Source organism: Streptomyces sp. NPDC058457 (assembly GCF_042720695.1).
Classification (GTDB): domain Bacteria; phylum Actinomycetota; class Actinomycetes; order Streptomycetales; family Streptomycetaceae; genus Streptomyces.
Genome location: NZ_JBHXLU010000085.1, coordinates 1 through 26,965, shown reverse-complemented (window position 1 = coordinate 26,965; position 26,965 = coordinate 1). Strand labels below are relative to the sequence as shown.

The 26,965-nt window shown below is 73.0% G+C and carries 24 protein-coding genes and 1 pseudogene; 7 read left to right on the top strand and 18 right to left on the bottom strand.

Annotation, left to right across the window (positions count from 1 at the left end):
* Positions 1–154 precede the first annotated feature (154 nt).
* Positions 155–1,735 (bottom strand): alkaline phosphatase D family protein, encoded by a 1,581-nt coding sequence (locus tag ACFWPS_RS42215; protein ID WP_383716133.1) that lies wholly within the window; start codon positions 1,733–1,735, stop codon positions 155–157.
* A 108-nt stretch (positions 1,736–1,843) separates the two neighbouring features.
* Positions 1,844–3,274, bottom strand: coding sequence for a PLP-dependent aminotransferase family protein (locus ACFWPS_RS42210; RefSeq protein WP_383716131.1), 1,431 nt, complete (start codon positions 3,272–3,274; stop codon positions 1,844–1,846).
* 47 nt (positions 3,275–3,321) lie between these two features.
* Here ACFWPS_RS42210 and ACFWPS_RS42205 point away from each other — a divergent pair, with 47 nt between their 5' ends.
* Entirely contained in the window at positions 3,322–4,290 is a 969-nt protein-coding gene (locus ACFWPS_RS42205) for an EamA family transporter (RefSeq protein ID WP_383716128.1), read from the top strand.
* Positions 4,291–4,776: 486 nt separating this feature from the next.
* On the opposite strand, the gene ACFWPS_RS42200 is transcribed toward ACFWPS_RS42205, so the two are convergent.
* Positions 4,777–5,607, bottom strand: coding sequence for an alpha/beta fold hydrolase (locus ACFWPS_RS42200; protein WP_383716126.1), 831 nt, complete (start codon positions 5,605–5,607; stop codon positions 4,777–4,779).
* 566 nt (positions 5,608–6,173) lie between these two features.
* On the opposite strand from ACFWPS_RS42200, the gene ACFWPS_RS42195 reads away from it, so the two are divergent.
* On the top strand, positions 6,174–6,935 hold the full coding sequence (locus ACFWPS_RS42195) for a GntR family transcriptional regulator (protein ID WP_383716191.1): 762 nt from the start codon (positions 6,174–6,176) through the stop codon (positions 6,933–6,935).
* A gap of 75 nt (positions 6,936–7,010) precedes the next feature.
* Here the strand turns inward: ACFWPS_RS42195 and ACFWPS_RS42190 are convergent.
* The 3 genes and pseudogenes from ACFWPS_RS42190 to ACFWPS_RS42180 form a co-directional block, all read right to left on the bottom strand.
* Positions 7,011–8,165, bottom strand: a pseudogene (locus ACFWPS_RS42190) (ROK family transcriptional regulator); the annotation flags it as partial.
* 101 nt (positions 8,166–8,266) lie between these two features.
* Positions 8,267–8,917, bottom strand: coding sequence for a response regulator (locus ACFWPS_RS42185; protein WP_383716123.1), 651 nt, complete (start codon positions 8,915–8,917; stop codon positions 8,267–8,269).
* 14 nt (positions 8,918–8,931) lie between these two features.
* Positions 8,932–10,086, bottom strand: coding sequence for a sensor histidine kinase (locus ACFWPS_RS42180; RefSeq protein ID WP_383716121.1), 1,155 nt, complete (start codon positions 10,084–10,086; stop codon positions 8,932–8,934).
* A gap of 109 nt (positions 10,087–10,195) precedes the next feature.
* On the opposite strand from ACFWPS_RS42180, the gene ACFWPS_RS42175 reads away from it, so the two are divergent.
* Positions 10,196–11,119, top strand: a complete 924-nt coding sequence (locus tag ACFWPS_RS42175) for an ABC transporter ATP-binding protein (protein ID WP_383716118.1) — start codon at positions 10,196–10,198, stop codon at positions 11,117–11,119.
* Between the two features lie 2 nt (positions 11,120–11,121).
* Positions 11,122–11,832 (top strand): ABC transporter permease, encoded by a 711-nt coding sequence (locus ACFWPS_RS42170; RefSeq protein WP_383716115.1) that lies wholly within the window; start codon positions 11,122–11,124, stop codon positions 11,830–11,832.
* Positions 11,833–11,840: 8 nt separating this feature from the next.
* Here the strand turns inward: ACFWPS_RS42170 and mug are convergent, their stop codons facing one another.
* The 10 genes from mug to ACFWPS_RS42120 all read right to left on the bottom strand — a co-directional run bounded on the left by mug (position 11,841) and on the right by ACFWPS_RS42120 (position 22,353).
* The gene (gene mug, locus ACFWPS_RS42165) at positions 11,841–12,386 is read right to left on the bottom strand and encodes a G/U mismatch-specific DNA glycosylase (RefSeq protein WP_383716189.1); all 546 of its coding nucleotides are present in this window, start codon (positions 12,384–12,386) and stop codon (positions 11,841–11,843) included.
* On the bottom strand, positions 12,383–13,828 hold the full coding sequence (gene purB / locus ACFWPS_RS42160; RefSeq protein WP_383716113.1) for an adenylosuccinate lyase: 1,446 nt from the start codon (positions 13,826–13,828) through the stop codon (positions 12,383–12,385). Before purB ends, mug begins: the two co-directional genes overlap by 4 nt.
* A 73-nt stretch (positions 13,829–13,901) precedes the next feature.
* Complete coding sequence (locus tag ACFWPS_RS42155; protein ID WP_383716110.1) at positions 13,902–14,246, bottom strand: DUF4326 domain-containing protein; 345 nt, start codon at positions 14,244–14,246, stop codon at positions 13,902–13,904.
* 10 nt (positions 14,247–14,256) lie between these two features.
* On the bottom strand, positions 14,257–15,039 hold the full coding sequence (locus ACFWPS_RS42150; RefSeq protein WP_383716107.1) for an SGNH/GDSL hydrolase family protein: 783 nt from the start codon (positions 15,037–15,039) through the stop codon (positions 14,257–14,259).
* A gap of 91 nt (positions 15,040–15,130) precedes the next feature.
* Positions 15,131–16,144 carry a hemolysin family protein gene (locus tag ACFWPS_RS42145; RefSeq protein WP_383716104.1) on the bottom strand — a complete coding sequence of 338 codons (1,014 nt, stop codon included), beginning with the start codon at positions 16,142–16,144 and terminating at the stop codon, positions 15,131–15,133.
* Positions 16,141–17,475: a hemolysin family protein gene (locus tag ACFWPS_RS42140; protein WP_383716101.1), complete on the bottom strand. Its 1,335-nt coding sequence runs from the start codon at positions 17,473–17,475 to the stop codon at positions 16,141–16,143. Before ACFWPS_RS42140 ends, ACFWPS_RS42145 begins: the two co-directional genes overlap by 4 nt.
* A 154-nt stretch (positions 17,476–17,629) precedes the next feature.
* Positions 17,630–18,064 carry a GNAT family N-acetyltransferase gene (locus tag ACFWPS_RS42135; protein ID WP_383716099.1) on the bottom strand — a complete coding sequence of 145 codons (435 nt, stop codon included), beginning with the start codon at positions 18,062–18,064 and terminating at the stop codon, positions 17,630–17,632.
* Between the two features lie 44 nt (positions 18,065–18,108).
* Complete coding sequence (locus tag ACFWPS_RS42130) at positions 18,109–18,963, bottom strand: LLM class F420-dependent oxidoreductase (protein WP_383716096.1); 855 nt, start codon at positions 18,961–18,963, stop codon at positions 18,109–18,111.
* 29 nt (positions 18,964–18,992) lie between these two features.
* Positions 18,993–21,560 (bottom strand): ABC transporter permease, encoded by a 2,568-nt coding sequence (locus ACFWPS_RS42125; RefSeq protein WP_383716093.1) that lies wholly within the window; start codon positions 21,558–21,560, stop codon positions 18,993–18,995.
* Between the two features lie 4 nt (positions 21,561–21,564).
* Positions 21,565–22,353: an ABC transporter ATP-binding protein gene (locus ACFWPS_RS42120; protein ID WP_383716091.1), complete on the bottom strand. Its 789-nt coding sequence runs from the start codon at positions 22,351–22,353 to the stop codon at positions 21,565–21,567.
* Positions 22,354–22,494: 141 nt separating this feature from the next.
* Between ACFWPS_RS42120 and ACFWPS_RS42115 the strand changes: the two genes are divergently transcribed.
* Both ACFWPS_RS42115 and ACFWPS_RS42110 read left to right on the top strand, forming a co-directional pair.
* Complete coding sequence (locus ACFWPS_RS42115; RefSeq protein ID WP_217551774.1) at positions 22,495–22,746, top strand: toxin-antitoxin system HicB family antitoxin; 252 nt, start codon at positions 22,495–22,497, stop codon at positions 22,744–22,746.
* 4 nt (positions 22,747–22,750) lie between these two features.
* Positions 22,751–23,125, top strand: coding sequence for a fic family toxin-antitoxin system, toxin component (locus ACFWPS_RS42110; protein WP_383716088.1), 375 nt, complete (start codon positions 22,751–22,753; stop codon positions 23,123–23,125).
* Between the two features lie 39 nt (positions 23,126–23,164).
* Here the strand turns inward: ACFWPS_RS42110 and ACFWPS_RS42105 are convergent, their stop codons facing one another.
* Both ACFWPS_RS42105 and ACFWPS_RS42100 read right to left on the bottom strand, forming a co-directional pair.
* Entirely contained in the window at positions 23,165–23,848 is a 684-nt protein-coding gene (locus ACFWPS_RS42105) for a class I SAM-dependent methyltransferase (RefSeq protein WP_383716086.1), read from the bottom strand.
* 75 nt (positions 23,849–23,923) lie between these two features.
* Complete coding sequence (locus ACFWPS_RS42100; RefSeq protein ID WP_383716083.1) at positions 23,924–24,610, bottom strand: esterase/lipase family protein; 687 nt, start codon at positions 24,608–24,610, stop codon at positions 23,924–23,926.
* Positions 24,611–24,729: 119 nt separating this feature from the next.
* Here ACFWPS_RS42100 and ACFWPS_RS42095 point away from each other — a divergent pair, with 119 nt between their 5' ends.
* Complete coding sequence (locus ACFWPS_RS42095) at positions 24,730–26,904, top strand: LuxR C-terminal-related transcriptional regulator (RefSeq protein WP_383716186.1); 2,175 nt, start codon at positions 24,730–24,732, stop codon at positions 26,902–26,904.
* Positions 26,905–26,965: the final 61 nt, after the last annotated feature.

Sequence of the window (26,965 nt, the reverse complement as noted above, 5' to 3'; positions counted from 1 at the left end):
CGTAGAGGCGACCACTGACAATCGTCCTGACCTGCGAAAACGCACTGCTGGAAGGCGAGTTCGGGGACGTGGAAGGACTCGCGGCGGGAGCTGCGACAGGGCCGCGCACCGGGGGATGACGCCGGTGCGCGGCCCTGTGAAGAGCGTACGGGAGTTACTGGCCGACCCGGCCCGGCTGCAGGGTCTGCGTGAACAGCACGGTGCCGTCGTACTCGCGCAGACGCACCGTCAGTTCACCGCTGTCGCCGTCGATGTCGACCTCGCCGAAGAACTGGTAGCCCTCCGCGGGTGACACGTTCGAGGCGGTCGGCGCCTTGACGAACACCCGGTCGGGGCCGAACGTGCCGTCGAGCGCGTTGGCCGGGAAGGCACCGGCGTTCAGCGGGCCGGAGACGAACTCCCAGAACGGCGCGAAGTCCTTGAACGCGGCCCGCGACGGGTCGTAGTGCTGGGCCGAGGTGTGGTGGACGTCGGCCGTCAGCCAGACCGTGCCGGTGATCTTCCGGTGCTTGACGTACCGCAGCAGCTCCGCGATCTGCAGCTCACGGCCGAGCGGCGTGCCCGGGTCGCCCTGGGCCACGGCCTCGAAGTTGGCCTTGCCCTCGACCGGGTCGGGGACGACCAGCCCGAGCGGCATGTCCGCGGCGATCACCTTCCACACGGCACGCGACCGGGACAGCTCGCGCTTGAGCCACTCCAGCTGCTCGGCGCCGAGGATGCCCTGCGGGTCGGTCGTCTGGTCGTCGGGCGAGTTGGCGTCGCGGTACGTCCGCATGTCCAGCACGAACACGTCGAGGAGCGGGCCGTGGTGGTGGACGCGGTAGATCCGGCCGTCCGGACGGCCGCTGATCGTGGAGATCGGGAAGTACTCGGAGAACGCCTGCCGGGAGCGCAGCGCCATGTCGTCCAGCCTGGTGCCGGCCGGGTAGGCGGTGCCGGTGCCGATGACCTCGCCCGGGTACCAGTTGTTGCGGACCTCGTGATCGTCCCACTGGATGACGTTCGGGACCTGGGCGTTGAACCGGCGCAGCGCCTGGTCGAGCAGGTTGTAGCGGAAGTTGCCGCGGAAGTCGTCCAGCGTGACCGCGACATGCGACTTGGCCTCGGAGGTGACGTTGCGGTACAGGCTGCCGTCGGGCAGTGCCTGGGTCGCCGAGATGACGCCGTCGGCGTAGATGTTGTCGCCGCTGCACAGGAAGAAGTCCGGGTCCAGCTTCGCCATCGCGTCGAAGATGCGGTAGCCGCCGAGTGACTCGTTGATGCCCCAGCCCTGCCCCGCCAGGTCGCCGGACCACACGAACTTCACGTCCTGCCGCCGCCGTGTGGACGCCGTACGGAAGGTGCCGGTGACCGGCTCGCCGGTGCGGCGCGGGTCGTCCGGGTCGGCGAGCAGCACACGGTAGTGGATCTGCTCGCCGGACGGCAGCCCGTGCAGCCGCGTGGTGCCGGTGAAGTCGCTGTCCGCGCCGAGCAACGGGCCGCGCCATCGGCGGGGGTTGCGGAACGACTCGGTGGCCGAGGTCTCCACGATCATCCGGGCCGGCCGGTCCGAACGGACCCACACCAGGCCGGAGTCGGCGGTCACGTCGCCCGCCTGTACGCCCCAGTCCGCGCGGGGGCGCCCGGACAGTGCGAACGCCGGCGCCGAACCGAGCGCCGTGGGCAGGGTCAGGGCCGCAGACGCGGCGAGCGAGCCGCGCAGCACGCTGCGACGGCCGGGGAGCGAAAGGGACATGGAAGGGCCTCCAGAGCGGGATCCGGCCAGTTGTGCACAGCCACAACTACTGGGGCGCCGCAGCGCACACGGAAACCGCAAGTGAACAACTGACCGGCCCAGGGGATGTCACCTGTCGGTGGCTGCCGCCATGAGCCGCACCCCCTCCCGGATCCGTGCCGCCGGCAGATGCGCGTATCCCAGCACCAGCCGTACGGCGGACTCCTCGCCCCGCGCATGGGTGCACGCGCTCAACGGACGCACCGCGACCCCGGCCGCCGCCACCAGCCGCACGAAGCGGCTCTCCGGCCCGTACCGTTCGGGCAGTTCGGCGATGGCGTGCAGCCCTGCCGCGATCCCCGACACGCGCGCGTGCGGGAAGTGCTCGGTCAGGGCGGCGATCAGGACGTCCCGCCGCTCCCGGTAGGCGCGCTGGCAGCGGCGCAGCTGCCGGTCGTAGTCGCCGCGCTCCAGGAACCGGGCGAACACCGCCTGGTCGACGGAAGGGTGCCCCAGGTCCATGGTCCGTTTCCGGTCGACGACGTCGTCCGTCAGGAACTCCGGCACCAGCAGCCAGCCCAGCCGCAGTCCGGGGGCGAGGGACTTGCTGACCGACCCCATGTAGGCCACCCGCTCCGGATCGAGGCCCTGGAGCGCGCCGACCGGGGCCCGGTCGTAACGGAAGTCGCCGTCGTAGTCGTCCTCCAGCAGCAGCCCGTCCACCGACCGGGCCCAGTCCAGCAGCCGGGTGCGGCGTCCGGCGGAGCAGGCGATCCCGGTCGGGTACTGGTGGGCGGGCGTCGTCACCACCGCGCGGACGCCCGACGCGTGCAGCGGGCCCGGTGCCAGGCCCTCGTCGTCCAGGGGCAGCGGTACGGCGCGCAGCCCGGCTGCCGCGTACAGGCCGTCGTGCTGCGGGCTGCCGGGGTCCTCCACGCCGATCTCGCGCACCCCGCGCGCGTGCAGCACGGAGCCGAGCAGCGCCGCCGCCTGCGCCACCCCGGAGACGACCACGATCCGCTCCGGGTCGGCGACCACGCCCCGGCGCCGGGCGAGCAGTTCGGCGAGGGCCGAGCGCAGCCGGGGCAGTCCGCGCGGGTCCGGATAGCCGAGGTCGCGGTGCGGCAGCTCCGCCAGCACCTCGCGCTGTGCGGCGGCCCAGGCGGCGCGCGGGAACAGCGAGAGATCCGGTGACCCCGGCAGGAAGTCCACCCGGACACCCTGCGGGCGCGGCGCGAGATCACGCGCGCGTGGCGCCGCCGCCCGCACGGCACCGCCCACCCAGGTGCCCGCCCCGCGGTCACTGCGCAGGTAGCCCTCCGCCGTCAGCTGCTCGTACGCCTCCGTGACCAGCCCCCGCGACACCCCGAGATCCTTGGCCAGCTCGCGGCTGGACGGCAGGCGGGTGCCGGGCGCGAGCCGCCCCGCGCGGATCGCCTCCCGCAGCGCCGCCTGGAGGAAACGGCCACGCGCGCGTGCCGGCGCGGACGCGGCCGGCAGCAGCAGCTCCCACGCGGCGGAGCCCGGCAGGGCGCCCGGATTGGTCCCCGATGACGTCATGGAAGTGGACCTTAATCCGGGCCGCCCAGGTTCCTAACGTCGTCCTCATGAACGCGACCATCACGCGCGGTGCCCTGCTGACCGCGCTCGCCTACGTCCTCGTCGGCGGCTCCTTCACCGCCAACAGCGTGCTGGGCCACTATCCCTACGCGGGCGGCCAGTTCCTCCGCTACGGACTGGCCTGCCTGCTGCTCGTGCCGTTCGTCGGGCGGAGCGCGGCCGAGCGGCTGCGCGGGCTGGGGGCGCGTGCGTGGCTGCGGCTGGCCCTGCTCGCCGCCGTCGGGATGGTCGGCTTCAACCTGGCGATCCTCGCCGCCGAGCGCACCGCGGAACCGGCGGTCCCGGGCGTCTTCGTCGGCTGCGCCCCGGTGGTGGTCGCGGTCCTGGTCCCGCTTCTTGACGGCCGTCGGCCCCAACGCCTCGTCCTCCACGGGGCGTTGCTTGTCGCGGCCGGTGCCTTCGCGGTGCAGGGCTGGGGGCGGACGGACGGCGGCGGTCTCGCCTTCTCGTTGTGCGCCCTGGCAGGTGAGGTCGGGTTCGCGGTGCTCGCCGGACCGGTGCTGCGGGCGCTCGGACCACGGCTGCTGACCGCCACCGTGTGCGCCCTCGCCGCGGCCGAGGCGGCGCTGACCGGGGCCGTGCTCGACGGCGGGGCGTGGCTGCGCCGACCCGATGCCACGGAGACGGCCGGGCTGCTGTGGCAGGCGGCCGTGGTGACGGTCGTCGGGTTCGTGTGCTGGTACATGGGCGTGCAGCGGATCGGCACGGAGCGCGCGACGCTCTTCACCGGCCTCGTCCCGCTCGCCGCCGTGTGCACCGCCCCGCTCGTCGGAACGGGCTCCTACGGACCTGCCCAGGCCGTCGGCGGCGTCCTGGTGGGTGCCGGGGTCGCCCTGGGCTCCGGCGCCCTGCCCCACCTCGGCCGCAGACCGGCGGTGACCTCCCCTCGGCCCCACCGCGCCGGCTTCCGCACAGCACCCGACCACACTCCGCCCCACCGCGCCGACCACAGATGACCCGGCGGCCCGCGCCCCGTCCCACCCTGCCGACCACAGGTCACCGATGCCCGTGCTCTGTCCCGCGACACCGACAGCTGGTCGGTGATTGCGATGCTTTGTCCCGCCATGCCGACGGCGGTTACGGGGCCCGCGCCCCGTCCCGCCATGCCGACCGCAGGTCACCAGCGGCCTAGCCAGCGCTTTGTCCGCCACACCGACCGCTGGCCGGTGGCGGCCGGTGCTTTGTCCCCGGCGTGCCGACCGTTGGTCGGCGGTGGTCCGTGCTTCGCGCGCCGAGCCGACCGCCGGTCACCGATCCCCGTGCTTGTCCCTCAACGCCGACCGCCAGTCGCGATTACCTGTGCTCTGCCCGACCGTGCCGACCGCGGGATCCCGGTCGCCCCGGCCCCGCGTCGCATCGTGCCGTCGGCTGACAGCCGTCCGGCGGCCGGCGCGGACAAGCCGGTGGCTGGTGCGGGCACGGCGGCGGTGCTCGGCCTCCCGTCAGCGGCTGCCGTCGAGGATGACGCGGGCGACCAGCGCCGGGTCGTCGTTCATCGGGCAGTGTCCGCAGCCGGGCAGCCGGACCAGCCGGGCCTTGGGGATGATCTGCTTGGCCCGGACCCCCTGGCGGCGCACCAGCAGCATGTCCCGGGTGCCCCAGCCCACGGTGACCGGGATGCCGGGGACGTCGTCGGTGAACTGGACGGCGGAGCCCGCCCGCAGGGTCTCGGCGAATCCGCCGGCATGGGCGAGGGCCAGCGTCTCCGCGACCACGGCCTCGGGTGAACGGCGCGCCGGGCGGGCGTAGATGGTGCTGGTCAGGGCCGTCCGCCCGGCGGCCGACCGGGACAGCCGCTCGATCAGCGGGAGCGGCAGCCGCTCCGCGATCCGCCGCATGGCGATGAGCACGCCGAAGGCGTAGCGCCGCTCCGCCTGCGACCAGAAGCCGGCGGGGGAGAGGGCGGTGACGGACCGTACGAGCTTCTCGCGGCCCAGTTCCAGCGCCAGCAGCCCGCCGAGCGAGTTGCCCGCCACGTGCGGCCGGTCCAGCTCCAGGGTCTCGAACAGGGCGCCGAGCACGGCGTTGGTGGTCGGCAGGTCGTAGGTGAGGCCGTCGGGAAGGGCCGGGGAGGCACCGAAGCCGGGCAGGTCCACGGCGATCACGTCCCGCTCGGTCGCGAGGATGTCCACCACGGGGTCCCAGGCCTGCCGGTGATGCCCTATGCCGTGGATGAGGACCAGGGGTTCGCCGCTGCCCACGCGCGCGTACGAGACGGTCACATCCTGCCCGCCGAGCGCGGCCGGGACTTCGAAGGAGACGGTGGCGGACATGGAGGCTCCTCGTCTGGGACTTCGGTGGACGCCGTAGACAGCTTGTCAGCAATTGCTACTCGCGGGTAGTCCCCGATGGGGTGTGTCGCACGTCGGCCTGTCCCGTCAACGCGCCCTGTGTGGCTCCAGGTTGAAAACGGGGTGCCGTGCCGTCCCGCGGGTTCGCCGCACCGGCTGCCTCCACGCCCGGGGCCGCGGCCGCCGACGGTCCGCGGATCATTCTGGGCCAGGGGTGCGGAGCGCGGCGCGATTCCGCCGGACGCGCGGGAGCGTGTCGGGCGGGACGGGGCGGGACGGGGCGGCGCGGTCCGCGGCCGTCCGGTGAACACCCTGTTCCGGGCGGTTCTCGCGGTGCGACGGGAGCTTTGCCGCCATGTCACGAAAACGCCCCCGCGCGAACGCCTCGTGAACGGTCTATGGCACCGCTTTCTATGCGTTGGCCAAGGGATCGACGATTGGTCTTGACCAAGGGTGCGCGCCGTCCTATGGTCGCAGATAAGTACAACAACCTTTAATAAACAAGGGCGCTAAAACGCCGCCGGACCACGGCGATTGCGGAGGACAGGGTGGGGACCACGCAGCTGGAATCGGTGCCGGAACCGAAGTACTGGCATCTCAGGACCGTGCTCAGTGAGGCACTGGACTCGGAGTTCTCGGTCGGCGAGATCCTGCCCAACGAGCGCGACCTCGCCGCCCGCTTCGGCGTGGCCCGGGCCACCCTCCGCCAGGCCCTCGAACAGCTCGAACTGGAGGGCCGGCTGCAGCGCCGCCGCGGTGTCGGTACGACGGTCGCGCCCCCGCGCGTGGGCGTGGCGGTGGGCACCGACCAGCACGCCTGGCCGGGTGCCTCCGGCGACGCCTGGCAGCCCGCGGACTGCACCCTCGCGGTGCCGCCCGCCGCCGTCGCGGCGGCCCTGGAGACCGGCGCGGAGGAGCCCGTGCACATCGTGCGCCGCTCCCGCGTCTCGCACGGCCAGCCCGTCGCCGCCGAGCTGCTCTACATCCCGGCGGCCTCGGTCCCGGAGCTGACGGCGATCGACGCGCCGTCCGGAGCAGCCCGCGCGCGTGCGGTCCTGCGTGAGCTGCAGCGTCTGGAGCTGGAGGGCCAGGACCGCGCAGTGGAGCTCGGCTCGGCCCGCGCGGACGACGCCAAGGAGCTCGACCGTCTCCCCGGCGCCCCGGTGCTGGTCGTCACCACCCGCTTCCTCGCCGCCGGCCGCACCGCCGCGCTCTCCGTCGCCACCTACCGCGCGGACACCTGCCGGCTGACCTTCGGCGACACCGGCGGCGTGGAGATCCACCACGGCCCCGAGCGGCAGGCCTCCTAGCCACCGCGCCGGACGACCAGGTCGCGCCCCGGTTCTGCACCCGGGCGCGCATCGCGATGCCCCAGCCCACCGGCAGCCGCGGGCGGTGACCGTCCCGTCCACCGCGAACAGCTGCTCCTCCACATGATCGAGGGCGAGCCGCAGCGCGCCCGTCGCCACCGCCGCCTCGCCGAGCAGGGAGAGAGCCACCCGGGGCGGCCGCAGACAGTAGCGGGCGAGTTCACGGCGCAGCGGCTCCAGGACGCCGTCCAGGCCCGCCGCCCAGCCGCCTATCACCACCAGCTCCGGGTCCAGCGCCAGCACCAGCGCGGCCACGTCGTGGACCAGCCGCTGGATGAACCGGTCGACGGCAGCCCGGGCCCGCGCGTCACCCTTGCGGGCCAGCGCGAACACCTCGGCGACCGCCTGCTCGTCCAGCGGGTGCAGCGGCTCGTCGGTGGTGGACAGCAGCGTCTCCGGGGTCACCTCCCGGCCCAGCAGGTGCAGCGCGCCGATCTCCCCGGCCGCCCCGCCGTACCCCCGGTGCAGCCGCCCGCCGATCAGCGAACCGGCGCCCGGACTCAGCCCGGCCATCACCATCACCACGTCGTCGGAATCGGTGGCCGCGCCCTTCCAGTGTTCGGCCACGGCCGCCGTGTTGGCGTCGTTCTCCACCAGCACCGGGCACTTGAAGGACCGGCTGAGCCGCTCGCCGAGACGCAGCCCCGTCCACTCGGGCAGCGCGGTGCCCAGCCGCACCCGGCCGTCCGCCTCGACGATGCCGGGTGTGCCGACCCCGACGGCCCGCAGCGAACTGCGCGCCACCCCGGCCCGGCGCAGCAGCTCGGCGACGGCGGTGCGCAGCCGCTCCAGCCGCTCGTCCGCGTCGGCGGTCTCCTCCACCTCCTTGGCCTGTGCCCCGAGTATCCGGCCGTCCAGGTCGGCCAGGAGCGCGGCGACGCGGTGCGGGCCGATCTCCAGGCCCAGCAGGTGCCCGGCCTCGGCCCGGAACCGGAACCGCCGCGCCGGCCGCCCCTGCCGCCGGGTGGCGCCCTCCTCGGCCGCCTTCTCGACGACCAGACCGGCTTCGATGAGCCCCTCGACGACTCCTTCGACGGTCGGCCGGGACAGCCCGGTGACCCGGGTGATCTCGGTGAGCGTCGCGCAGTCGGTGGCCCGCAGCGCGTGCAGCACCACCGCGGAATTGATCCTTCGCAACAGAGACGGATCACCGCCGGTCAACCCCGCCAACGTCCGTCCTCCCAGCTAACCCTGCACGTTGGCCGGATCGTACTTCGGCGCCGACGACCCCGGCGAGTGCCGGACGCCTCCGATCTGCCGGAAATCCGCGATCAGCGGGGCGTGACGAACCCCGATTCGTACGCCGCGATCACCGCCTGAGTGCGGTCCCGCACCCCGAGCTTGGCCAGCACGGCGCCCACATGGGACTTCACGGTCTCGGTTCCGACGACCAGCCGCCCGGCGATCTCGGCATTGGTCAGCCCCTGCGTCACGAGCCGCAGCACCTCGGCCTCCCGCTCGGTCAGCCGCGCCCACTCCAGGCCGTCCCGCCCTTCGCCCCGGCCGTATCGTCCGGCGAGCTGCCGCACCGATGCCGGGAAGAGCAACGACTCGCCCTCGGCGACCAGCCGCACCGCGTGCACGATCTCGGCCGGCCGGGCCCGCTTCAGCAGAAACCCGTCGGCACCCGCGCGCAGCGCCTCGTACACGTACTCGTCGTCCTCGAACGTCGTCACCACGAGGATCTTGGGCGGCTCCACGACCGTGCGCAGCAGCGCGCGGGTGGCCTCGATCCCGTCAAGGAGCGGCATCCGCACGTCCATCGCGACCACGTCCGGCCGCAGTTGCCGCACCAGCGGGATCACCGCAGCCCCGTCCGCCGCCTCCCCGACCACCTCGATGTCGGGCTGTGCCGTCAGCACGGCCCGCAGACCCGCGCGTACGAGGGGTTCGTCGTCGACGAGCAGGACGGTGACCGGCATCCGGCCAGCCTAGATCAACCGACCGGCAGCTCGGCGTGCACCTGCCAGTCGCCCCCGTCCGGTCCGGTATGTGCGCGGCCCCCGAGCAGGGCCGCGCGCTCGCGGATCCCGCGCAGCCCGCTGCCCCGCCCGGGCCCGGGTATCGCGCCCGGAAGCGGATTGCGCACCTCCAGGTCCAGCACCCCGTCGGCCACGGTCACCCGGACCCGTACGGGCACGGCCCCCGCGTGCCGCAGCACATTGGTGAGCGCCTCCTGGAGGATGCGGTAGCCCTCCCGGGAGACCGGCCCCGGCACCGCCTCCAGTGGGCCGGTGACCTCGGCGTCCACCTTGGCGCCCGAGACGCGCGCGGACTCCAGGAGCCGGCCGGCGTCGGCGAGCGTGGGCCGCCCGCTCACCGGCTGCCGGGACTCGCGCAGCACACCCAGCACCCGCTCCAGATCCTCCAGCGCGTTCCGGCCGGTCTCCTCGACGGCGGCCAGCGCCCGGTCGGTGAACTCCGGATCGCCCGCCGCCCGGGCCGCACCCGCCTGCACCACCGCCACCGTCAGCGCGTGCCCGATCGAGTCGTGCAACTCGCGCGCGATACGCGTGCGTTCCAGCAGCTGCTCGGTGCGCTCCTCCAGCGCCGCGAGCCGCTCGGCGGCGGACGGCCCGAGCAGTCGCCGGGCAAGCACGGTGACCAGCTCTCCGAAGCCGACCACGGCCGCGTAGAAGGCGATCAGTGGCAGTGGGACCAGGAGGGCGTACGCCCAGTGCGGCCGCGCCGTGTCGAGGAACGGGTTGCCGTCGGGCGTCTGTCCGGCGGCGAGCCGGCCGAGGTCGAAGGCGATGGCCGGAAGCCACACCGAAGCCAGCGCGCCCGCCGAGCCGAGGACCATCCGCGCCTCCAGCCACAGCACCGTGCGCCCCCGGTCCCGCCAGGTCGCCGACGGCGTCTCCGAGATCCCCGACTCCTCCTCACCCGGGGTGAGCAGCAGCCGCGCCTGCACGCCCTCGCCCCGGCGCACGGCGGGGATCAGCCCGACCGGGATCAGCAGCAGTGCGGGCACCCAGGGCGTCGACGGGGAGATGAAGAGCCACAGAGCGACGACGAGCATCGGCACCCACAGATGCAGCAGGCGCGTGTAGGTCGTCCCCCGCAGCAGCGGGCGGAGAAAGCGGGCCATGCGGACATCGTGGCAGGCCCCACTGACAACGGACCTCCCCCGAGCGGGGGAGGCGATCTCCACCGGCGGGGGAGGACCCCGACCGCCCTGCCGGGCAAGGCTGTCGGCCATGACCAGCATCGAGGTGCACGACCTCACCAAGGAGTACGGTGGCCGCCGGGCCGTGGACCACCTCACCTTCGCCGTCCGCCCCGGACTCGTCACCGGCTTCCTCGGCCCCAACGGCGCCGGCAAGTCCACCACCCTGCGGCTCGTCCTCGGCCTCGACCGCGCCACCTCCGGAACGGCCACGATCGACGGGCGGCCGTACCCCGAACTCCGCGAACCCCTGCGCCGGGTGGGCGCCCTGCTCGACGCCGACGCCGCGCACGGCTCACGCACCGGACGTGATCATCTGCGCGCCCTCGCGGCGAGCAACCGCATCCCGGCCGGCCGGATCGACGAACTGCTGGCGGAGACAGGACTGGAGCCCGTCGCCCGGCGCCGGGTGCGCACGTACTCCCTGGGTATGCGCCAGCGGCTCGGGATCGCCGCCGCCCTGCTCGGCGATCCCGAGGTGGTGCTGCTCGACGAACCCTCCAACGGCCTCGATCCCGAAGGCATCGTCTGGATCCGCGGTCTGCTGCGCCGACTCGCGGCGGAGGGCCGCACGGTGCTGGTCTCCAGCCATCTCATGAACGAGACGGCGACCTTCGCGGACCACCTGATCGTCCTCGGCCGCGGCCGGCTCCTGGCCGACACCCCGGTCCGGGACTTCATCCACGCGCGCGTGCGGCCCGCGGCGAGGGTCCGTACCACCGACGACGAACGACTCGCCGAACTGCTCGCCCGGCACGGCCAGGACGCGGCGCGCGGCGCGGACGGGGTCTGGACGGTACGGCACGCGCGCGTGGAGGACCTCGGCCGCCTGCTGGCCGACGCGGCCGTCCCCGTCCTCGAACTCACCCAGGAGGAGGCCACCCTGGAACAGGCCTACCTCGATCTGACCGCGGCGGAAGCCGAGTTCACCGCACAGCACCACCAGGAGGCCTGACCGTGCCGTTCCAGCCCGTACTCCACGCCGAGTGGATCAAGATCAGTACGCTCCGCTCGCTCGTCGGCACCTTGTGCGCCGTCCTGCTCACCACCGTCGCGTGCTCCGCGCTCTCGGCGGCCGGCTCCGGCCACTCCGACCCGCTCTTCTCCGCTTTCGCCGGCGTGTCCCTCGGGCAGATCGCGGCGGTCGCCTTCGGCGCGACGGCCGTCTCCTCCGAGTTCCGGGGCGCCGCCCTGCGCCTCACGCTCTCCGCGGTGCCCGACCGGCGGCGCTGGTTCGCGGCCAAGGCCACGGCGATCGCGCTGCCCGTGCTCGCCGTAGGACTGGTCACCGGCCTCGTCACCCTCGTGCTGGGCAGGTTCCTGCTCGGAGCGGCCGCGCCGACCTGGCCGGAAGGGCTCCGCGCCGCGCTGGGCTGTGGCGTCTACCTGACGCTGATGGCCCTGTTCGCCGCGGGGCTCGCGGCCGTGCTGCGCAGCGGGACCGCGACGCTCGGCACCCTGATCCCGTTCCTGCTGATCGTGTCGTTCGTGATCGGTGACGCGTTCGGCTCCGTGGCGGATGTTCTGCCGGACAGAGCAGGCCAGGTGGTGTTCCAGGAGACGTGGGACGGCACCCTGGGGCCGTGGAGCGGGCTCGCGGTGACGGCACTGTGGGCGGGTGCCGCGCTGCTGGCGGGAGCGTGGAGCATCCGGCGCCGGGACGCCTGACGCCTGCGCTAACCCTCCGCCGCCACCCGCAGCCGCCCGAACTCCTCCGCCATCGTCGCCGCCGTCCAGTGGGCGTTCAGCCCGCTGGGGTTCGGCAGCACCCACACCCGGGTGTCCCCGAACGTCCGCTCCTGCGGCCCCACTTGGGCCTTGCGGTCGTCGAAGGCGGCCCGGTAGGCCGTGACGCCGACCACCGCCAGCCACCTCGGCCGGACCCGTGTCACCTTCGCCGTCAGCAGCCGCCCGCCCTGCGCGTACTCCTCGGCCGACAGCTCGTCGGCCCGCGCGGTCGCCCGCGCCACCACGTTCGTGATGCCGAGCCCGTACGACAGCAACTCACCCTGTTCCGCGGGCTTCAGCAGCCGCGGGGTGAAGCCGGACAGGTGCAGGACCGGCCAGAAGCGGTTGCCGGGACGGGCGAAGTGGTGGCCGGTGGCCGCCGTCATCAGGCCGGGGTTGATCCCGCAGAACAGGACGTCGAGGCCGTCCGCGAGCACGTCCGGGACGAGACGGTCGCGGGCGGCCTCCAGTTCCGCCGCCGTGAAGCGGCTCAGAGGATCGCTCCGGGGGTGTATCCGGCGGCCTCCGGGTGCTGCTTGACGAGCTCCTCGATACGGCCGACGACGACACCGACCTGGGCGGCGGCCGCGCCCGTGAAGGACAGCCCGTCGGCCATCAGCGCCGCCAGCTGCTCACGGTCCAGCGGCAGCCGCTCGTCGGCGGCGAGCTTGTCGAGCAGGTCGTTGCGCTCGGCGCCCTGCTCGCGCATCGCGAGCGCGGTGGCGACGGCGTTCTCCTTGATCGCCTCATGGGCGACCTCACGGCCGACACCCGCGCGCACCGCGCCCATCAGCACCTTGGTGGTGGCGAGGAACGGGAGGTAGCGGTCCAGCTCCCGGGCGATGACGGCCGGGAAGGCACCGAACTCGTCGAGGACCGTCAGGAACGTCTCCAGCAGGCCGTCGAGCGCGAAGAACGCGTCGGGCAGGGCCACCCGGCGCACCACCGAGCAGGACACGTCGCCCTCGTTCCACTGGTCGCCCGCCAGTTCGCCGGTCATCGAGGCGTAGCCGCGCAGGATCACCATGAGGCCGTTGACGCGCTCGCAGGACCGCGTGTTCATCTTGTGCGGCATCGCCGAGGAGCCGACCTGACCCGGCTTGAAGCCCTCGGTCACCAACTCGTGCCCGGCCATCAGCCGGATCGTCTTGGCCAGCGAGGAGGGGGCGGCGGCCAGCTGTACGAGCGCGGTCACCACCTCGTAGTCCAGCGAGCGCGGGTAGACCTGGCCGACCGAGGTGAACGCCTGCGAGAAGCCGAGGTGCCGTGCGATCCGGTCCTCCAGCTCGGCGAGCTTCGCCGCGTCGCCGCCCAGCAGGTCCAGCATGTCCTGGGCGGTGCCGACCGGGCCCTTGATGCCGCGCAGCGGGTAGCGGGCAAGGAGCTCCTCGACCCTTCCGTACGCCACCAGCAGCTCGTCGGCGGCGGTCGCGAAGCGCTTGCCGAGGGTGGTGGCCTGCGCGGCCACGTTGTGGGAGCGGCCGGCCATGACCAGCTCGGCGTACTCGCCGGCCAGCTTGCCCAGCCGCGCCAGCACGGCCACCGTACGGTCGCGCACCAGCTCGAGGGAGAGCCGGATCTGCAGCTGCTCGACGTTCTCCGTCAGGTCCCGTGAGGTCATGCCCTTGTGCACGTGCTCGTGCCCGGCGAGGTCGTTGAACTCCTCGATCCGCGCCTTCACGTCGTGTCGCGTGACCTTCTCGCGCTCGGCGACGGAGGCCAGGTCCACGGTGTCGAGGACCCGTTCGTAGTCGGCGATCGCCGCGTCCGGCACCTCGATCCCGAGGTCCTTCTGGGCCCGCAGCACGGCGAGCCAGAGCTGCCGCTCCAGCTTCACCTTCTGCTCGGGAGACCAGAGCGTGGCGAGCTCGGCGGAGGCGTAGCGTCCGGCGAGGACGTTCGGAATGCGGGGCTTGGCGGGCGCGGCTGAAGTCACGTGTACGGATTCTACTGGCGATTCGTGCAGGCCAGCGTCACGGGGTCGCTCGTGTGAACGTACGAGAGCCGCGTCACCGCTCCGGAATGCCGGCCAGTTCCGCCAGCACGTCCGCGTGGCACAGCTCCGGTGCGCACCAGCAGGCCAGGGTCTTCCCGTGCAGCTCCGCCACCAGTTCCAGCAGCTCGGGCCGCTCCAGCAGATACGCCCGGTACATCGCCATCACCTCGGCCCGGCTGCCGTCCCGCTTCCTCTTCGGGGTGTCGTAGGCGAAGGGGTTGTGCAGCGGGTGGCGGGGCAGGTCCCAGCCGCCCATCGTCCAGCGGCGGCCCACGTAGACGACGTCCGCGGGGGCGTGTTCCAGCCGGGGGCCGAACTCGTGGATCCGGCCCCTGACACTGATCACCCGGGTGGGCACGGGAGCGCCCCTACGCCTCGTACGGCAGCAGCTCCGGCCGCTTCGGCGCGCGGCCGTCGCCGGAGGAGCGGCCGGTGAGGCGGCGGCCTATCCACGGCAGCAGGTACTCCCTGGTGAAGCGGGCGTCCGCGACCCGGCGGGCGACCCAGCCGGGTGGCGCCGTGGCCGGGATCGGCGTGCGCCACTCGGGGTCCTCGGGCTCGTAGCCGAGGGTCTGCCAGACCGCTTCGGCGACCCTGCGGTGCCCCTCGGCCGTCAGGTGCAGCCGGTCCACGTCCCACAGCCGGGGGTCGGCCAGCGAAGGCGCGCCGTACAGGTCGACGACGACGGCGCCGTGCCGCTCGGCCAGCTCGTCGACGACGCCGAACAGCTCCTCCATGCGAGGCCGGAACCGCTCCAGGACCGGGCCCTGGCGGCCGGGGCTGCGCATCAGCACCAGCTGCTCGCAGGCCGGCGCCAGCCGCTCCACCGCCTCGGTGAGCAGGTCCCGGACCTGCCCCATGTCGCACTTGGGGCGCAGCGTGTCGTTGAGGCCGCCGACCAGCGTGATCACGTCGGGCCGCATGGCGACCGCCACGTCCACCTGCTCCTCGACGATCTGCCCGATCAGCTTGCCGCGCACCGCCAGGTTCGCGTAGCGGAAGCCGGGGGTGCGGGCGGCCATCCGGGCGGCGAGGACATCGGCCCAGCCCCGGTAGGAGCCGTCGGGCTTGAGGTCCGACATGCCCTCGGTGAAGGAGTCGCCGATCGCGACCAGGCTGGAGTGTGCGGGAAGCACCGGGTTCTTCTGCATGGCGACAGAGATGGTATCCCGGGGCGCATACCCGTCGGTCGGTCACTCCCTCCGGAGCCGCGTCGGCCACTCCCTCTCCCTTCGACGGGGCCTACGCGTGCTGCCCGAACAGCTCCCGCAGCACGTCCTCCATCGTCACAAGACCCGCCAGCCGCCCGTCGTCGCCGAGCAGGCCCGCCAGGTGGGTACGGCTGCTGCGCATCGCGGTCAGTACGTCGTCCAGCGGTGTGGTCTCCCGCACCCGGGCAATCGGCCGCATGTCCCGCAGCCGGAACGCCTCGTCCCGGGGCGAGGCGTCCAGCGCGTCCTTGACGTGCAGATAGCCGACGATCCGCCGCCCCTCGTCCACCACCGGGAAGCGGGAGAACCCCGACTCCGCCGACAGCCGCTCCAGCTCCTCCGGGGTGACGCCCACGCGCGCGTAGACGACGCGTTCCAGCGGCACCACCACGTCCCGCACCGGCCGGCGGCCCAGCTCCAGGGCGTCGCGCAGCCGCTCCTGCGCCCGGTCGTCGATCAGGCCCGCCTCACTGGCGTCCCTGACGATCTCGGCGAGCTGGGTGTCCGTGAAGGTCGCCGAGACCTCGTCCCTGGTCTCCACCCGGAGCAGCCTGAGCAGGCCGTTCGCGAAGGCGTTGATCGTGAAGATCACCGGGCGCAGCGCCCGGGACAGCGCGACCAGGGGAGGGCCGAGGAGCAGCGCGCTGCGCACCGGCTCGGCCAGTGCCACGTTCTTCGGGACCATCTCGCCCAGCAGCATGTGCAGGTAGGTCGCGAGGGCCAGCGCGATCACGAAGGACACGGCATGGCCGGCGCTGGTGGGCACGCCGAGCGCGTGGAACACCGGCTCCAGAAGATGTGCGATCGCGGGCTCCGCGACCACGCCCAGCACCAGCGTGCACAGCGTGATGCCGAGCTGGGCGGCGGCCAGGAGCGCGGACACGTGCTCCAGTCCCCACAGCACGCTCTTGGCCCGCCGGTCGCCCGCCTCGGCGTGCGGCTCGATCTGGGAGCGGCGCACCGAGATCAGCGCGAACTCGGCGCCGACGAAGAAGGCGTTCACGACCAGCGTCGCGAAACCGATCAGCAGCTGTACGGCGGTCACCGCTGCCCCTCCTGCTCCGTGTCGTCGGCGAGCGGCGCGTGCAGCAGCACCCGGGCCGCCCGCCGCCCCGACGCGTCCACCACGTCCAGCCGCCAGCCGGCGACCTCGACGCCGTCCCCGGTCTCCGGTATCCGGCCCAGCTCGGCCGCGACCAGCCCGGCCAGCGTCTCGTACGGCCCCTCGGGCGCCCGCAGGCCCACGCGCGCGAGCTGGTCCATGCGGGCCGCGCCGTCCGCGGAGTAGAGCGCGCGGCCCGTCGCGTCGGCGCCGGCGGGGGCCAGGTCGGGCGTCTCGTGCGGGTCGTGCTCGTCACGGACCTCGCCGACGACCTCCTCGACGATGTCCTCCAGGGTGGCGACCCCGGCCGTACCGCCGTACTCGTCGATCACGACGGCCATGGTGCGCCGGCCGCCGAGACGGTCCAGGAGGCGGTCGACGGTGAGGGATTCGGGGACCAGCAGGGGTTCGCGCATCACCTGGGCGACCCGGACCCGGGACCGCTCCTCGGCCGGCATGGTCAGGATGTCCTTGATGTGGGCGGTGCCGACGACCGAGTCCAGGCTGTCCTCGTAGACCGGGAAGCGGGACAGGCCGGTCGCCCGGGTCGCGTTCGCCACGTCCTCGCAGGTCGCCCGGACCTCCAGGGCGACGACCTGGACGCGCGGGGTCATCACGTTCTCGGCCGTGAGATCGGCGAGGTTGAGCGTGCGCACGAACAGCTCGGCGGTGTCCGCCTCCAGCGCGCCCTGTTTGGCGGAGTGCCGGGCCAGTGCGGCCAGCTCCTGGGGCCCGCGCGCGGAGGCCAGCTCCTCGGCGGGCTCGATGCCCAGGCGGCGTACCAGCCGGTTCGCGGTGCTGTTGAGATGGCTGATGAACGGCCGGAAGGCCGCGCTGAACCAGCGCTGGGCGTTGCCCACCCGCTTGGCCACGGCCAGCGGCGCGGAGATCGCCCAGTTCTTGGGCACCAGTTCGCCGACGACCATCAGGAACACCGTGGACAGCGCGGTGCCGATCACCAGCGCGAGCGAGCTCGCCGCCGACGCGCCGACACCCACCGCCTCCAGCGGGCCGGCCAGCAGCTTGGCGATCGAGGACTCGGCGAGCATGCCGACCACCAGATTGGTGACCGTGATGCCGAGCTGCGCCCCCGAGAGCTGGAACGTGAGGTTCCGTACGGCCTTGAGGGCGCCCGCCGCCCCGCGCTCGCCGCGCTCCACGGCCCGCTCCAGCTCGCCGCGCTCGACCGTGGTCAGCGAGAACTCGGCCGCGACGAAGGCACCGCAGGCGAGCGACAGCAGGATCGCCACCAGCAGGAGGAGCACTTCGGTCATCGGGTCACCTCCGTCCCATGATCGGACAGGACGGACGGGACCGCGCGGTGTTGGCGGCGGACAGGACCGGGAGGCTCGCCCATGGGTGGACGCTCACGCACCTTTCATCGGGGAACGACTGTTTCCCCAATGGTAAAGGATCGGCAAAGTTACCTCAGTGGTCGCCGTCCGTCAGTGGCTTCACCCACCGCCGCCACTGCTCCTGGGGCTGGTACCCCGCCGCCTGCCAGGCATGGTGCGCGGTCTCGTTGCGCACCAGCACCATCGCGTCCGCGCGTCGCCCGCCGAGCCGTACGAACCGCTCGTCGGCGGCCGTCAGCAGGGCCGAGCCGATGCCCCGGCGGCGTCGCTCGGGATGCACGGCCAGCCGGTACAGATGGCAGCGCCAGCCGTCGAAGCCCGCGATCACCGTGCCGACGAGTTCACCGTCCAGTTCGGCGAGGAGCAGGGCCTCGGGGTCGGTGGCGAGGAGACGGTCCACCCCGCCGCGGTCGTCGCTGATGCTGGCGCCCTCGGCCGCCGTCTTCCAGAAGGCGAGCACGGTGTCCAGGTCGTCGGGCCCGGCGGTCCGTATACGCAGGTCGGTCATGCGGCGATCCCATCACGACCAGCTCTGCCTGCCGGCCATTTCCACTATGCGGACAGCTCTGTGATCGCCGGAGCGAATGCCTCCATGTACGGCTCCAGCACGGTCAGGTACGAGAACCCGTACCGCTCGCGCCGCTCCCGCACCTGCTCCCCGACCTCCTCCAGTGTGCCGACGAGGATGGTCGGCAGGGCGAGGGACTCTTCCAGGGTCAGCTCGGGCCGCCGCTCCAGCAGCGGGCCGAGCGCGGATGACGGGTCGTCGGTGATCGCCACGATCTGGATGAGCAGGTTCCGTTCGGCGGGTTCCTCGCGGCCGGCCGCCAGCCCCGCGTAGCGGGCCACCCGTTCGTCGAGCTCCTCCGCGGTGACCGGCTCCAGGCGGCCCTCCGCGTTCCCCGGCGTCAGGCGGGCCCCGGCGAAGGCCGCGATGTCCGCGTGCTCGGCGGTCAGCCGCAGCATCCGGTCACCGTTGCCGCCGATCAGCAACGGCACCCCGCACCCCTCCGACTTCAGTAACTCCTCGACCGTGCGGCGCAGATGGTCCACCCGCTCGCCCGGCGAGCCGAACGGCAGTCCGGCCCGGTCGTGCTCCGCCTGCACATAGCCGGTGCCCAGCCCGAGTTCGAGACGGCCGCCGGTCAGCGCGGCGGTCGTCGCCACCTCGCGGGCCAGCAGCGTCGGGTTCCAGAAGGCCGCGTTGAGCACGAAGGTGCCGAGCCGGGGCCGCTCGGTGGCCCCGGCCGCCGCGACCAGTGCCGGGAACGGCGCCGGCATGCCGAGATGGTCGGGGACGAGGAGCACGTCGTACCCGAGTTCCTCGGCGCGCCGGCACTTCGCGCGCCACTCGCCGGCCGACGCGGGCGTGAGCAGGTTGACCCCGAAGCGGAACGGACGCGGCATGAACTCTCCTCAGCAGCAGGGGGCGTGAGTCACTCGTGCGCGATGGCCGCCAGCACGTTCATGCGCGATGCGCGCAGCGCCGGCAGCAGCGCGGCCACGATGCCCACGACCGCCGAGCCGATCACGACCGCGACGATCGTGCCCCACGGAACGGCGAGGGCCTTCATGCCCTGGAGCGCCAGGACCTGCTGGGTGCACACGCCCCACACCAGGCCGAGCGCGAGCCCCAGCACCGCGCCGAACACCGCGATCACCACCGACTCCAGCCGGATCATCCGGCGCAGCTGCCGCCGGGCCAGCCCGATCGCGCGCAGCAGCCCGATCTCCCGGGTGCGCTCCACGACCGACAGGGCGAGGGTGTTGACCACCCCGAGCACGGCGATCACGATCGCCAGCCCGAGCAGCGCGTACACCAGGTACAGCAGGACGGAGATCTGGTCGTGGACCAGCTTCTTGTAGTCGGCCTGGTCACGGACCTGCACCTGCGGATAGGGCGCCAGCGTCTTCTCCAGCCGCGAGCGCAACTGGTCGGCGCTGGTGCCCGGGGCCCGGTTGACGTACAGCGAGGAGTCCTGGCCGCCGGGGACGTACTTCTCCACCGTGGCGATGCCGAAGAACAGCCCGCCCTGCGTGCCGAAGCCGCTGCCGCCGTCCTGGTCGGTGAGGGCGCCCACCTTCATCTCGGCCCGCTTCCCGCCCTGGAACTCGACCGGGAGCACGCTGCCGAGGCGCACCTTGTGGTCCGTGGCGAAGGTGGCGTCCATGCCGAGACTGCCGGCGGCCAGCGCGGCCGCGGTGTCGCCGCTCTTGTAGGTGACATGGGCGACCTCGTCGACCTGCGGGTCGTACCCGGCGGCGGTCGTGGTGACCCGCTTGCCGTCCGGCAGCCGTACCGCCACCGCCGCGAACCGCTGCCGTACGACGAGACCCACGCCCTCGGTGCCGCGGACCTTGTCGGTGATCTCCTGGGTGAACGGCAGGAAGTTGCTGTTCTGGACGACGAAGTCGGCGCCCAGCGTCTTGTCGATCTGCTGGTCGAAGGACTTGGACATGGAGGCGCTGGCCACCGACATCCCGCCGACCAGGGCGAGCCCCACCATGAGCGCGGCTGCGGTGGCACCGGTACGGCGCGGGTTGCGCAGGGCGTTGCGCTGGCTCATCCGGCCGACCGGGCCGAACAGGGCGGGGAAGGCCCCGCCGAGAACCCGGATCACGGGGCGGACGAGCAGCGGTCCGGCGATGACGGTCGCGATCAGGGTCAGCACGACCCCGAGGCCGAGCAGCGAGGCGGCGGAGGCGGTCTTCGAGGCCGCGGCACAGCCCGCGAGGGCCGCCGCCCCGAGCGCCCCGACGGCCCCGCCCACGATCGCCCGCGTCCTGAGCGGCTTGCCGATCCCGGCGATCTCGGCGTCCGCGAGCGCCGCCATCGGCGACACGGTCGCCGCGCGCCGGGCGGGCAGATACGCGGCGACGAAGGTGACGCCGACCCCCACGACGTAGGCCGCGACCGGCGTGCCCCAGCCGATGACCATCTCGGTGGCCTTGAGGTTCATCCCGAACGCGCTCATCAGCTTGATCAGCCCGAACGCCAGCCCGACCCCGGCGCCCAGGCCCAGCGTCGAACCGACAAGACCCAGCAGCACCGCCTCGGTGAGCACGGACCGCCGCACCTGCCGCCGGTCCGCGCCCAGGGCGCGCAGCAGGCCCAGTTCACGGGTGCGCTGGGCGATCAGCATGGAGAAGGTGTTGACGATGAGGAAGACGCCCACCAGGGTGGCGATCCCGGCGAATCCCAGCATCACGTACTTGATGACGTCGAGGAAGCCGCCGAGGTCCGCGGCCGACGACTTGGCCTGCTCGTCGGCGGTCTTCAGGTCGTACGTCCCGGTGCCGATCGCCGCGCCGATACGGCCCTTCAGTTCGGCGTCGGTCACGCCCTGCGCCGCGTCCACCGAGATGCTGGTGGCCCGGCCCGTCGAGCCCAGCAGCTCCTTCGCGGCCACCGCCGGGTCGAGGAAGACCAGGGCCGCGCCGGGGTTGGTGGTGGTGAAGGTGGCGATGCCGACGATCTCGACCCTGAAGGTGCCGGGCTGGGCCTGCACGGTCAGCGTGTCGCCGATCCGGACGTGCTTCTTGTCGGCGGTGTCCGCGTCGAGCAGCGCCTGGCCGGCGCCCTGCGGGGCGTGCCCCGAGGTGAGCTTCACGGGGCTGCGGCGGGTCAGGTACCAGTCGGTGGCGATGGTCGGGGCGCCGGTGGTCGGGCCGACCGACTTGTTGTGGCTGTCGACCACCACGATGTTCTGCACGGAGACGTCCGCGTGGGTGTCCGCGACCCCGTCGACCTTCGCCACCTCGCCCGCGAGCGAGGCCGGCACGGTCTGGACGGCGCCCGTCGGCACCGACGACTTGAGGTCCTGCTTCGGCTCCACCGTCACGTCGGCGGAGGTGGAGGCGAACAGCCGGTCGAAGGTGCGGGTGACGGTGTCGGAGAAGATCAGGCTGCCCGCGACGAACGCCACGGACAGGACGATGGCCAGCGCGGACAGCATCAGCCGTCCCTTGTGCGCGAGGAAGCTGCGCAGGGTTGCCTTGAGCACCGGGTCAGTCCTCCTCGGGCCCGGAGGACCCGCGTCCCACGTCAAAACGCTTCATGCGTTCGAGCACGGCGTCCGCCGTCGGCCCCTCCGTCCGGTCCACGATCCGGCCGTCCGCGAGGAAGAGCACCAGGTCGGAGTGGGCGGCGGCGCCCGGGTCGTGGGTCACCATGACGACCGTCTGGCCGAGCTGGTCGACCGCCTCCCGCAGGAAGCCCAGCACCTCCAGACCCGCCCGTGAGTCCAGGTTCCCGGTCGGCTCGTCGGCGAAGATCAGCTCCGGGCGGGAGGCCAGCGCCCGCGCACAGGCCACCCGCTGCTGCTGGCCGCCCGAGAGCTGCGTCGGCCGGTGCTTGAGCCGGTCCCGCAGCCCGAGCGTGTCGATGACCTGGTCAAGCCACTTCTCGTCGGGCTTCTTGCCCGCGATGTCCATGGGCAGGGTGATGTTCTCGGCGGCGTTCAGTGTCGGGATCAGGTTGAACGACTGGAACATGAACCCGATCCGGTCCCGGCGCAGCCGCGTCAGCTCGCGCTCCCGCAGCCCGGTTATCTCGGTGCCGCCGAGCCAGACCTGACCGGCCGACACGGTGTCCAGCCCGGCCAGACAGTGCATCAACGTGGACTTCCCGGAGCCCGACGGGCCCATGACCGCGGTGAAGCGGCCGCGTGCGATGTCCACGTCCACCGAGTCCAGTGCGAGCACCGCCGTCTCGCCCGCGCCGTACGCCTTGGTCAGCCCGCGCGCACGGGCCGCGACCCCGTCGGCGGCGGGCGCCTCCGCAGCTGCTGTGGACAAGACTGCCTCCCCGTTTCACACGTCGGTCACCCGACCTCTTTGTCCGGGTCGAGCGTAGTGTGACCCGTCCCACAGCCGGTATCACTTTTCGATTCCGATGCGCGCTTGCCGTTGCTAGCATGTCGGCGCTAGCGTCTAGGTATGGCGAAGACCCAGCTGAACGTGCGAGTGGACGAGGGCACCGCCAAAGCGGCCCGCGAGCGCGCCCTCGCGCGCGGTGTGAGCGTCAACCGCTACATAGAGGAACTGGTCATGCAGGACACGGGTGAAGCGGGCCGTACGTTCGTCGAGGCCGCCGCCGATTTCATGAAGCAGTACGAGTCCGTCTTCGCCGAGGAGTTCGGCGAGCCGCACGGTACCGACACGTCTGACAAGACCGAAGGCCGTCACTGATCCCTTGAGCGACCTGACGATCGACCTCGCCTGGCTCCTCATGCTCGCCGAACAGAAGACCCCGGGTGACCCGCAGGTCACCGACTGGGGTGCGCTGATCGCCGCCGTCGCCAGGCACCAGGCCGAGATATTCGACGTCCCCGTCTACGACACCCCGCACGCCCGGGCCGCCGCCCTGCTCCAGCTCCTGATCCACGTCCCGGCCCTGGAGCGCTCGAACGCGCTGTTCGCGTCCTCGGTCGCCTACGCCTACCTGGTCGCCAGCGGCCTCAAGGTCGCCACCTCGCCCGAGCAGGTCCGCGACCTGGCCCGGTTGGTCAAGAACGGCGAGGCGGGCGTCGCCGACATCGCCGAGGAACTGCGCCGCTGGAGCCTGTGACCGGTCCGCGGGGCCCGTGACCGGTCCGCGGGTCCGTGATCAGGCCTCCGGGGGTTTGCGGGCGACGCCCAGCGCGCAGTACGAGGAGGGCAGCCGCGGGCCGTTCTCCGGCAGGAACACCCGGCGATACGGGCCGATCTCGAACCCGGCCGCGCGCAGCTCGGCGACCGGGTCCCGGGACAGATGGCAGTCGCCGCTCAGCAGCGGCCACACCGTCCGGTCCAGGGCCCGCTGGGTGAGTCTCATCGCCGGGCCGCCGCCCACGCCGTGCTCGAAGAACCGCAGCTCACCGCCCGGCCGCAGGACCCGCCGCACCTCCGCGAGCGCCCGCTGCACGTCCCGGACACTGCACAGCACCAGCGAGAGCACCGCCGCGTCGAAGGCCTCGCTCTTCACCGGCAGTGCCTCCGCCGCGCCCGGCACCACGTCCACCGGGACATCGGCGCGCACGGCGGTCTCCACCGCCAACTGCCGCAGGGTGCGCTCCGGTTCGATCGCGACGACCTCCGCGACCGAACCGGGATACCGCGCGAAATTGAGCCCGTTGCCGGCCCCGATCTCGATCACGCGCCCGGACAGCCCGAAGAGCAGCCGCTCCCGGATCGCGGCCATGCCGAGTCTGGTCTCGGCGGTCACGCTGTACCGGGCGTAGAAACGGGCGAAGAGCGGGTGGTGGACGGGATCCCGCACCGGTTTGCCGGCGCCGGCGGACATCAGCCGCATGACGGACCTCCCGACGGAAGCAGGTCTACGGTGATTGTCCCCCGCACGGGCCCGTCGCACCCCCCGCGGCAGGTCCTACGAGATGAAGTCGCGCACCTGCTCGTACACGCCGTAGTTGTCGTTCATGTCGGTGTGCGAGATGCAGCCGACGTCGACGTTGGTCGCTCCGCTCAGCTCCGCCGAGGTGTCCGGGTCGATCGCCGCGTCGCAGTCCGACCAGTACGCCGCGTACGAGACGCTGCCGGGCGTCTCGTCGCCGGAGTTCAGGGCGGTCAGGAACGAGCTGCCGGTCGTCATCTCCTTGCAGGACGTGTAGAGCCACCCGCACAGCGAGGCGACGCTCGTCCCGTGGTTCACCCCGGCGACCGAGACGAAGTGGTCCACGTACGAGGTCCCGCCGAGGTTCTTGAGGTAGTAGCGGCTGTTGAGCGCGCCCATGGAGTGGACCACCAGGTCGACCTTGGAGGCGCCGGTCTTGGAGAGGACGGACTGGATGTAGGTGGACAGCGTCGAGGCGGTGGTGACGTTCGACTTCGTCCAGTCGTACGAGATCGCGTACAGCTCGGAGGACGAGTAGCCGTCCGCCTCGAAGTCCGAGATCCAGGTGTTCCAGCTGCTGGAGTCGCTGCTCAGGCCGTGCACGAACACGATCGGGTCGTGACTCGCCGCGTGCGCGGTGCCGGCGGTCAGGGGGAGGGACAGAAGGAGCGAACCGGCAATCGCCGACAGAGCGGTTGCGATGCGACGCTTGGCGCGTTGCATGATGCCTCCTGAAACGGGTGGGGTTGTTCAGGAGTGTCGGGACGGGTCTACGCGCGCCGCATCGGTGAAGTCGCCAGTCTTTACGAGTCAACTAACTCGCCAGTAACGTCTTTGGTGTGGTGATACCGGTGAACCCCCCACCTCTCGACCGCACTTCGCCACCGCAGCCGACCGACGCGGGGCCGTGCCCGGCTTCGGCGCTCCCCGAGGGCGTCCGCGCCCGGGTGCTCCGCGTCGTATACGAAGACCAGCGCGCCGTGGCCGAACTCGTGCCGCGTCTCACCGAACGGCAGGCGGCAGGCGCCGACCCGCTGCCGGTCGAACCGGACGAGCTGGCACCGGGGTTGCTCCATGCCCTGCGCCGGGAGATCCGTGCCCTGCCCGACGAGGCCCGGCTGCTGTTGCTGCTGGCCGCCGCCGACCAGTACCCGGTGGCCACCCACGCCTTCCTGCGCGCGGTCACCGCCGGCCGGCTCGACACCCGCCCGCTGGAGGCGGCCGAGGCGGCCGGCGTCGCGCACGCCAGCACCGGCGGAGTGTTCTTCCGGGATCCCTGGACCCGGATCGCCGCCTACGAGACCGCCTCACCGGCCGACCGGCGCGAGGCCCACCTGCTGCTCGCCCGGGTGCTCGGCGGCAAGGGCGAGACGACCCGCCGCTCCTGGCACCGGGGCGCCGCCGCACTCGGCCCCAGCGCCCGGCTCGCGGCGGAACTGCGCACCGCCGCCGACCGGGCCCGCGCCGAAGGACGGCCCGCCCTGGCCCGTGCCCTCGCCGAACGCGCCGCCGACCTCTGCCCCGACCCGGCCGAGGAGGCCCGGCTGCTCGCCCGGGCCGCCGCCGACGCCTGGTGCTCCGGGGAGCCCGACCGGGCGAGACGGCTCGCCGCCCGGACCGACAACTCCGCTCTCAACGGCGTCCTCGCCCTCAGAGCCGGCAACGCGGCCGAGGCCTTCGACGCCCTGCTCACCGCCGCCGTACGGCAGGAACGTTCCGCCGATGCCGTCGAACTCCTCGCCCTCGCCACCGAGGCCGCCGTCTACACCGGCGACCTGAGGCGCTGCCGCGAGGCCCATGTCCTCGCCCAGTGGCTGGACCTCCCGCCGTCCGGCATCCTCGCCGCACTCGCCTGCGCCGTCGAAGGCCGCTACGCCGACGCCCGCGTCCTCCTCAAGGCCACCGCGGGCCGCTGCGGGCCCGGCGGCGACCCCGGTCCGCTGATCCACTCCGGCATCGCCGCGCTGATGCTCGGCGACCACACCCGGACCGTCACCGCCACCCTCCGGGCCGCCGCCTCCGCCCGGGCCCGCGGCATCCCCGGGACGGAAGCACAGGCCATGGAGTTCCGTGCCTACGCCGACTTCTGGACCGGCCGCCCCCGGGCCGCCGAGGCCGCCGCCAAGGAGGCCCTGAGCCAGGCCCACGCCACCGGGCAGGACAACGGGGCCTGCCATCTCCAGGCCGCGCTCGCCATGTTCGCCGCCGTCACCGGCGACGAGGAGGCCTGCCGGGAGCGTGCGGCGGCCGCCCGCTCGCACGCCCTCGCGCACGGACTGGGCCTGCCCGCCGCCCTCGCACAGTGGGCGCTCGCCTTCCTCGACCTGACCAACGGCCGCTTCCCGGCGGCCGCCGCGCGACTGCGCGCCCTCGCCGGCTTCGGGCCCGGACACGGCCACCGGGCCATCCGGCACCTGGCCACCCCGCACTACGTCGAGGCCGCCGTCCGCACCGGCGACACCCGGGTCGCCCGCGCCGCGCACGCCGACTACCACCGCTGGGCCACCGCCGTCCGCAGCCCCGACGACCTCGCGCTCAGCGCCCGCTGCCGGGCCCTGCTCGCCCCCGGCGCCGAGGCGGTCCAGCACTACCGTGCCGCGCTCGACCTGCACGCCCGCGGCACCCGGGACTTCGAACGCGCCCGCACCGAGCTGCTGTTCGGCGGTGCGCTGCGCCGGCTGCGGCAGCGCACCGAGGCCCGGGACCGGCTGCACAGCGCCCTGGAGGCCTTCGAGTCCTTCGGCGCCCCGCACTGCGCCGCCCAGGCCCGCGGCGAACTCCGCGCTCTGGGCACGGCGTTGACACCTGCCACCGGTGCGCCCGACCCGGCCGCCGTGCTCACCGCCCAGCAGCTGATGGTCGCCCGGATGGCCGCCGACGGCGCCACCAACCGCGAGATCGCCGACCGGCTCAATCTCAGCCCCCGCACCATCGACCACCATCTGCGTGGGGTCTTCAGCCGGTTGGGGATCCGCTCCCGGATCGAACTGGTACGGCTGCTGGGCGCATCGCCCTAGGCCGTCGGTCGGGTGCGGCGCCGTCGTGGCTGGTCGCGCAGTTCCCCGCGCCCCTAAAAGG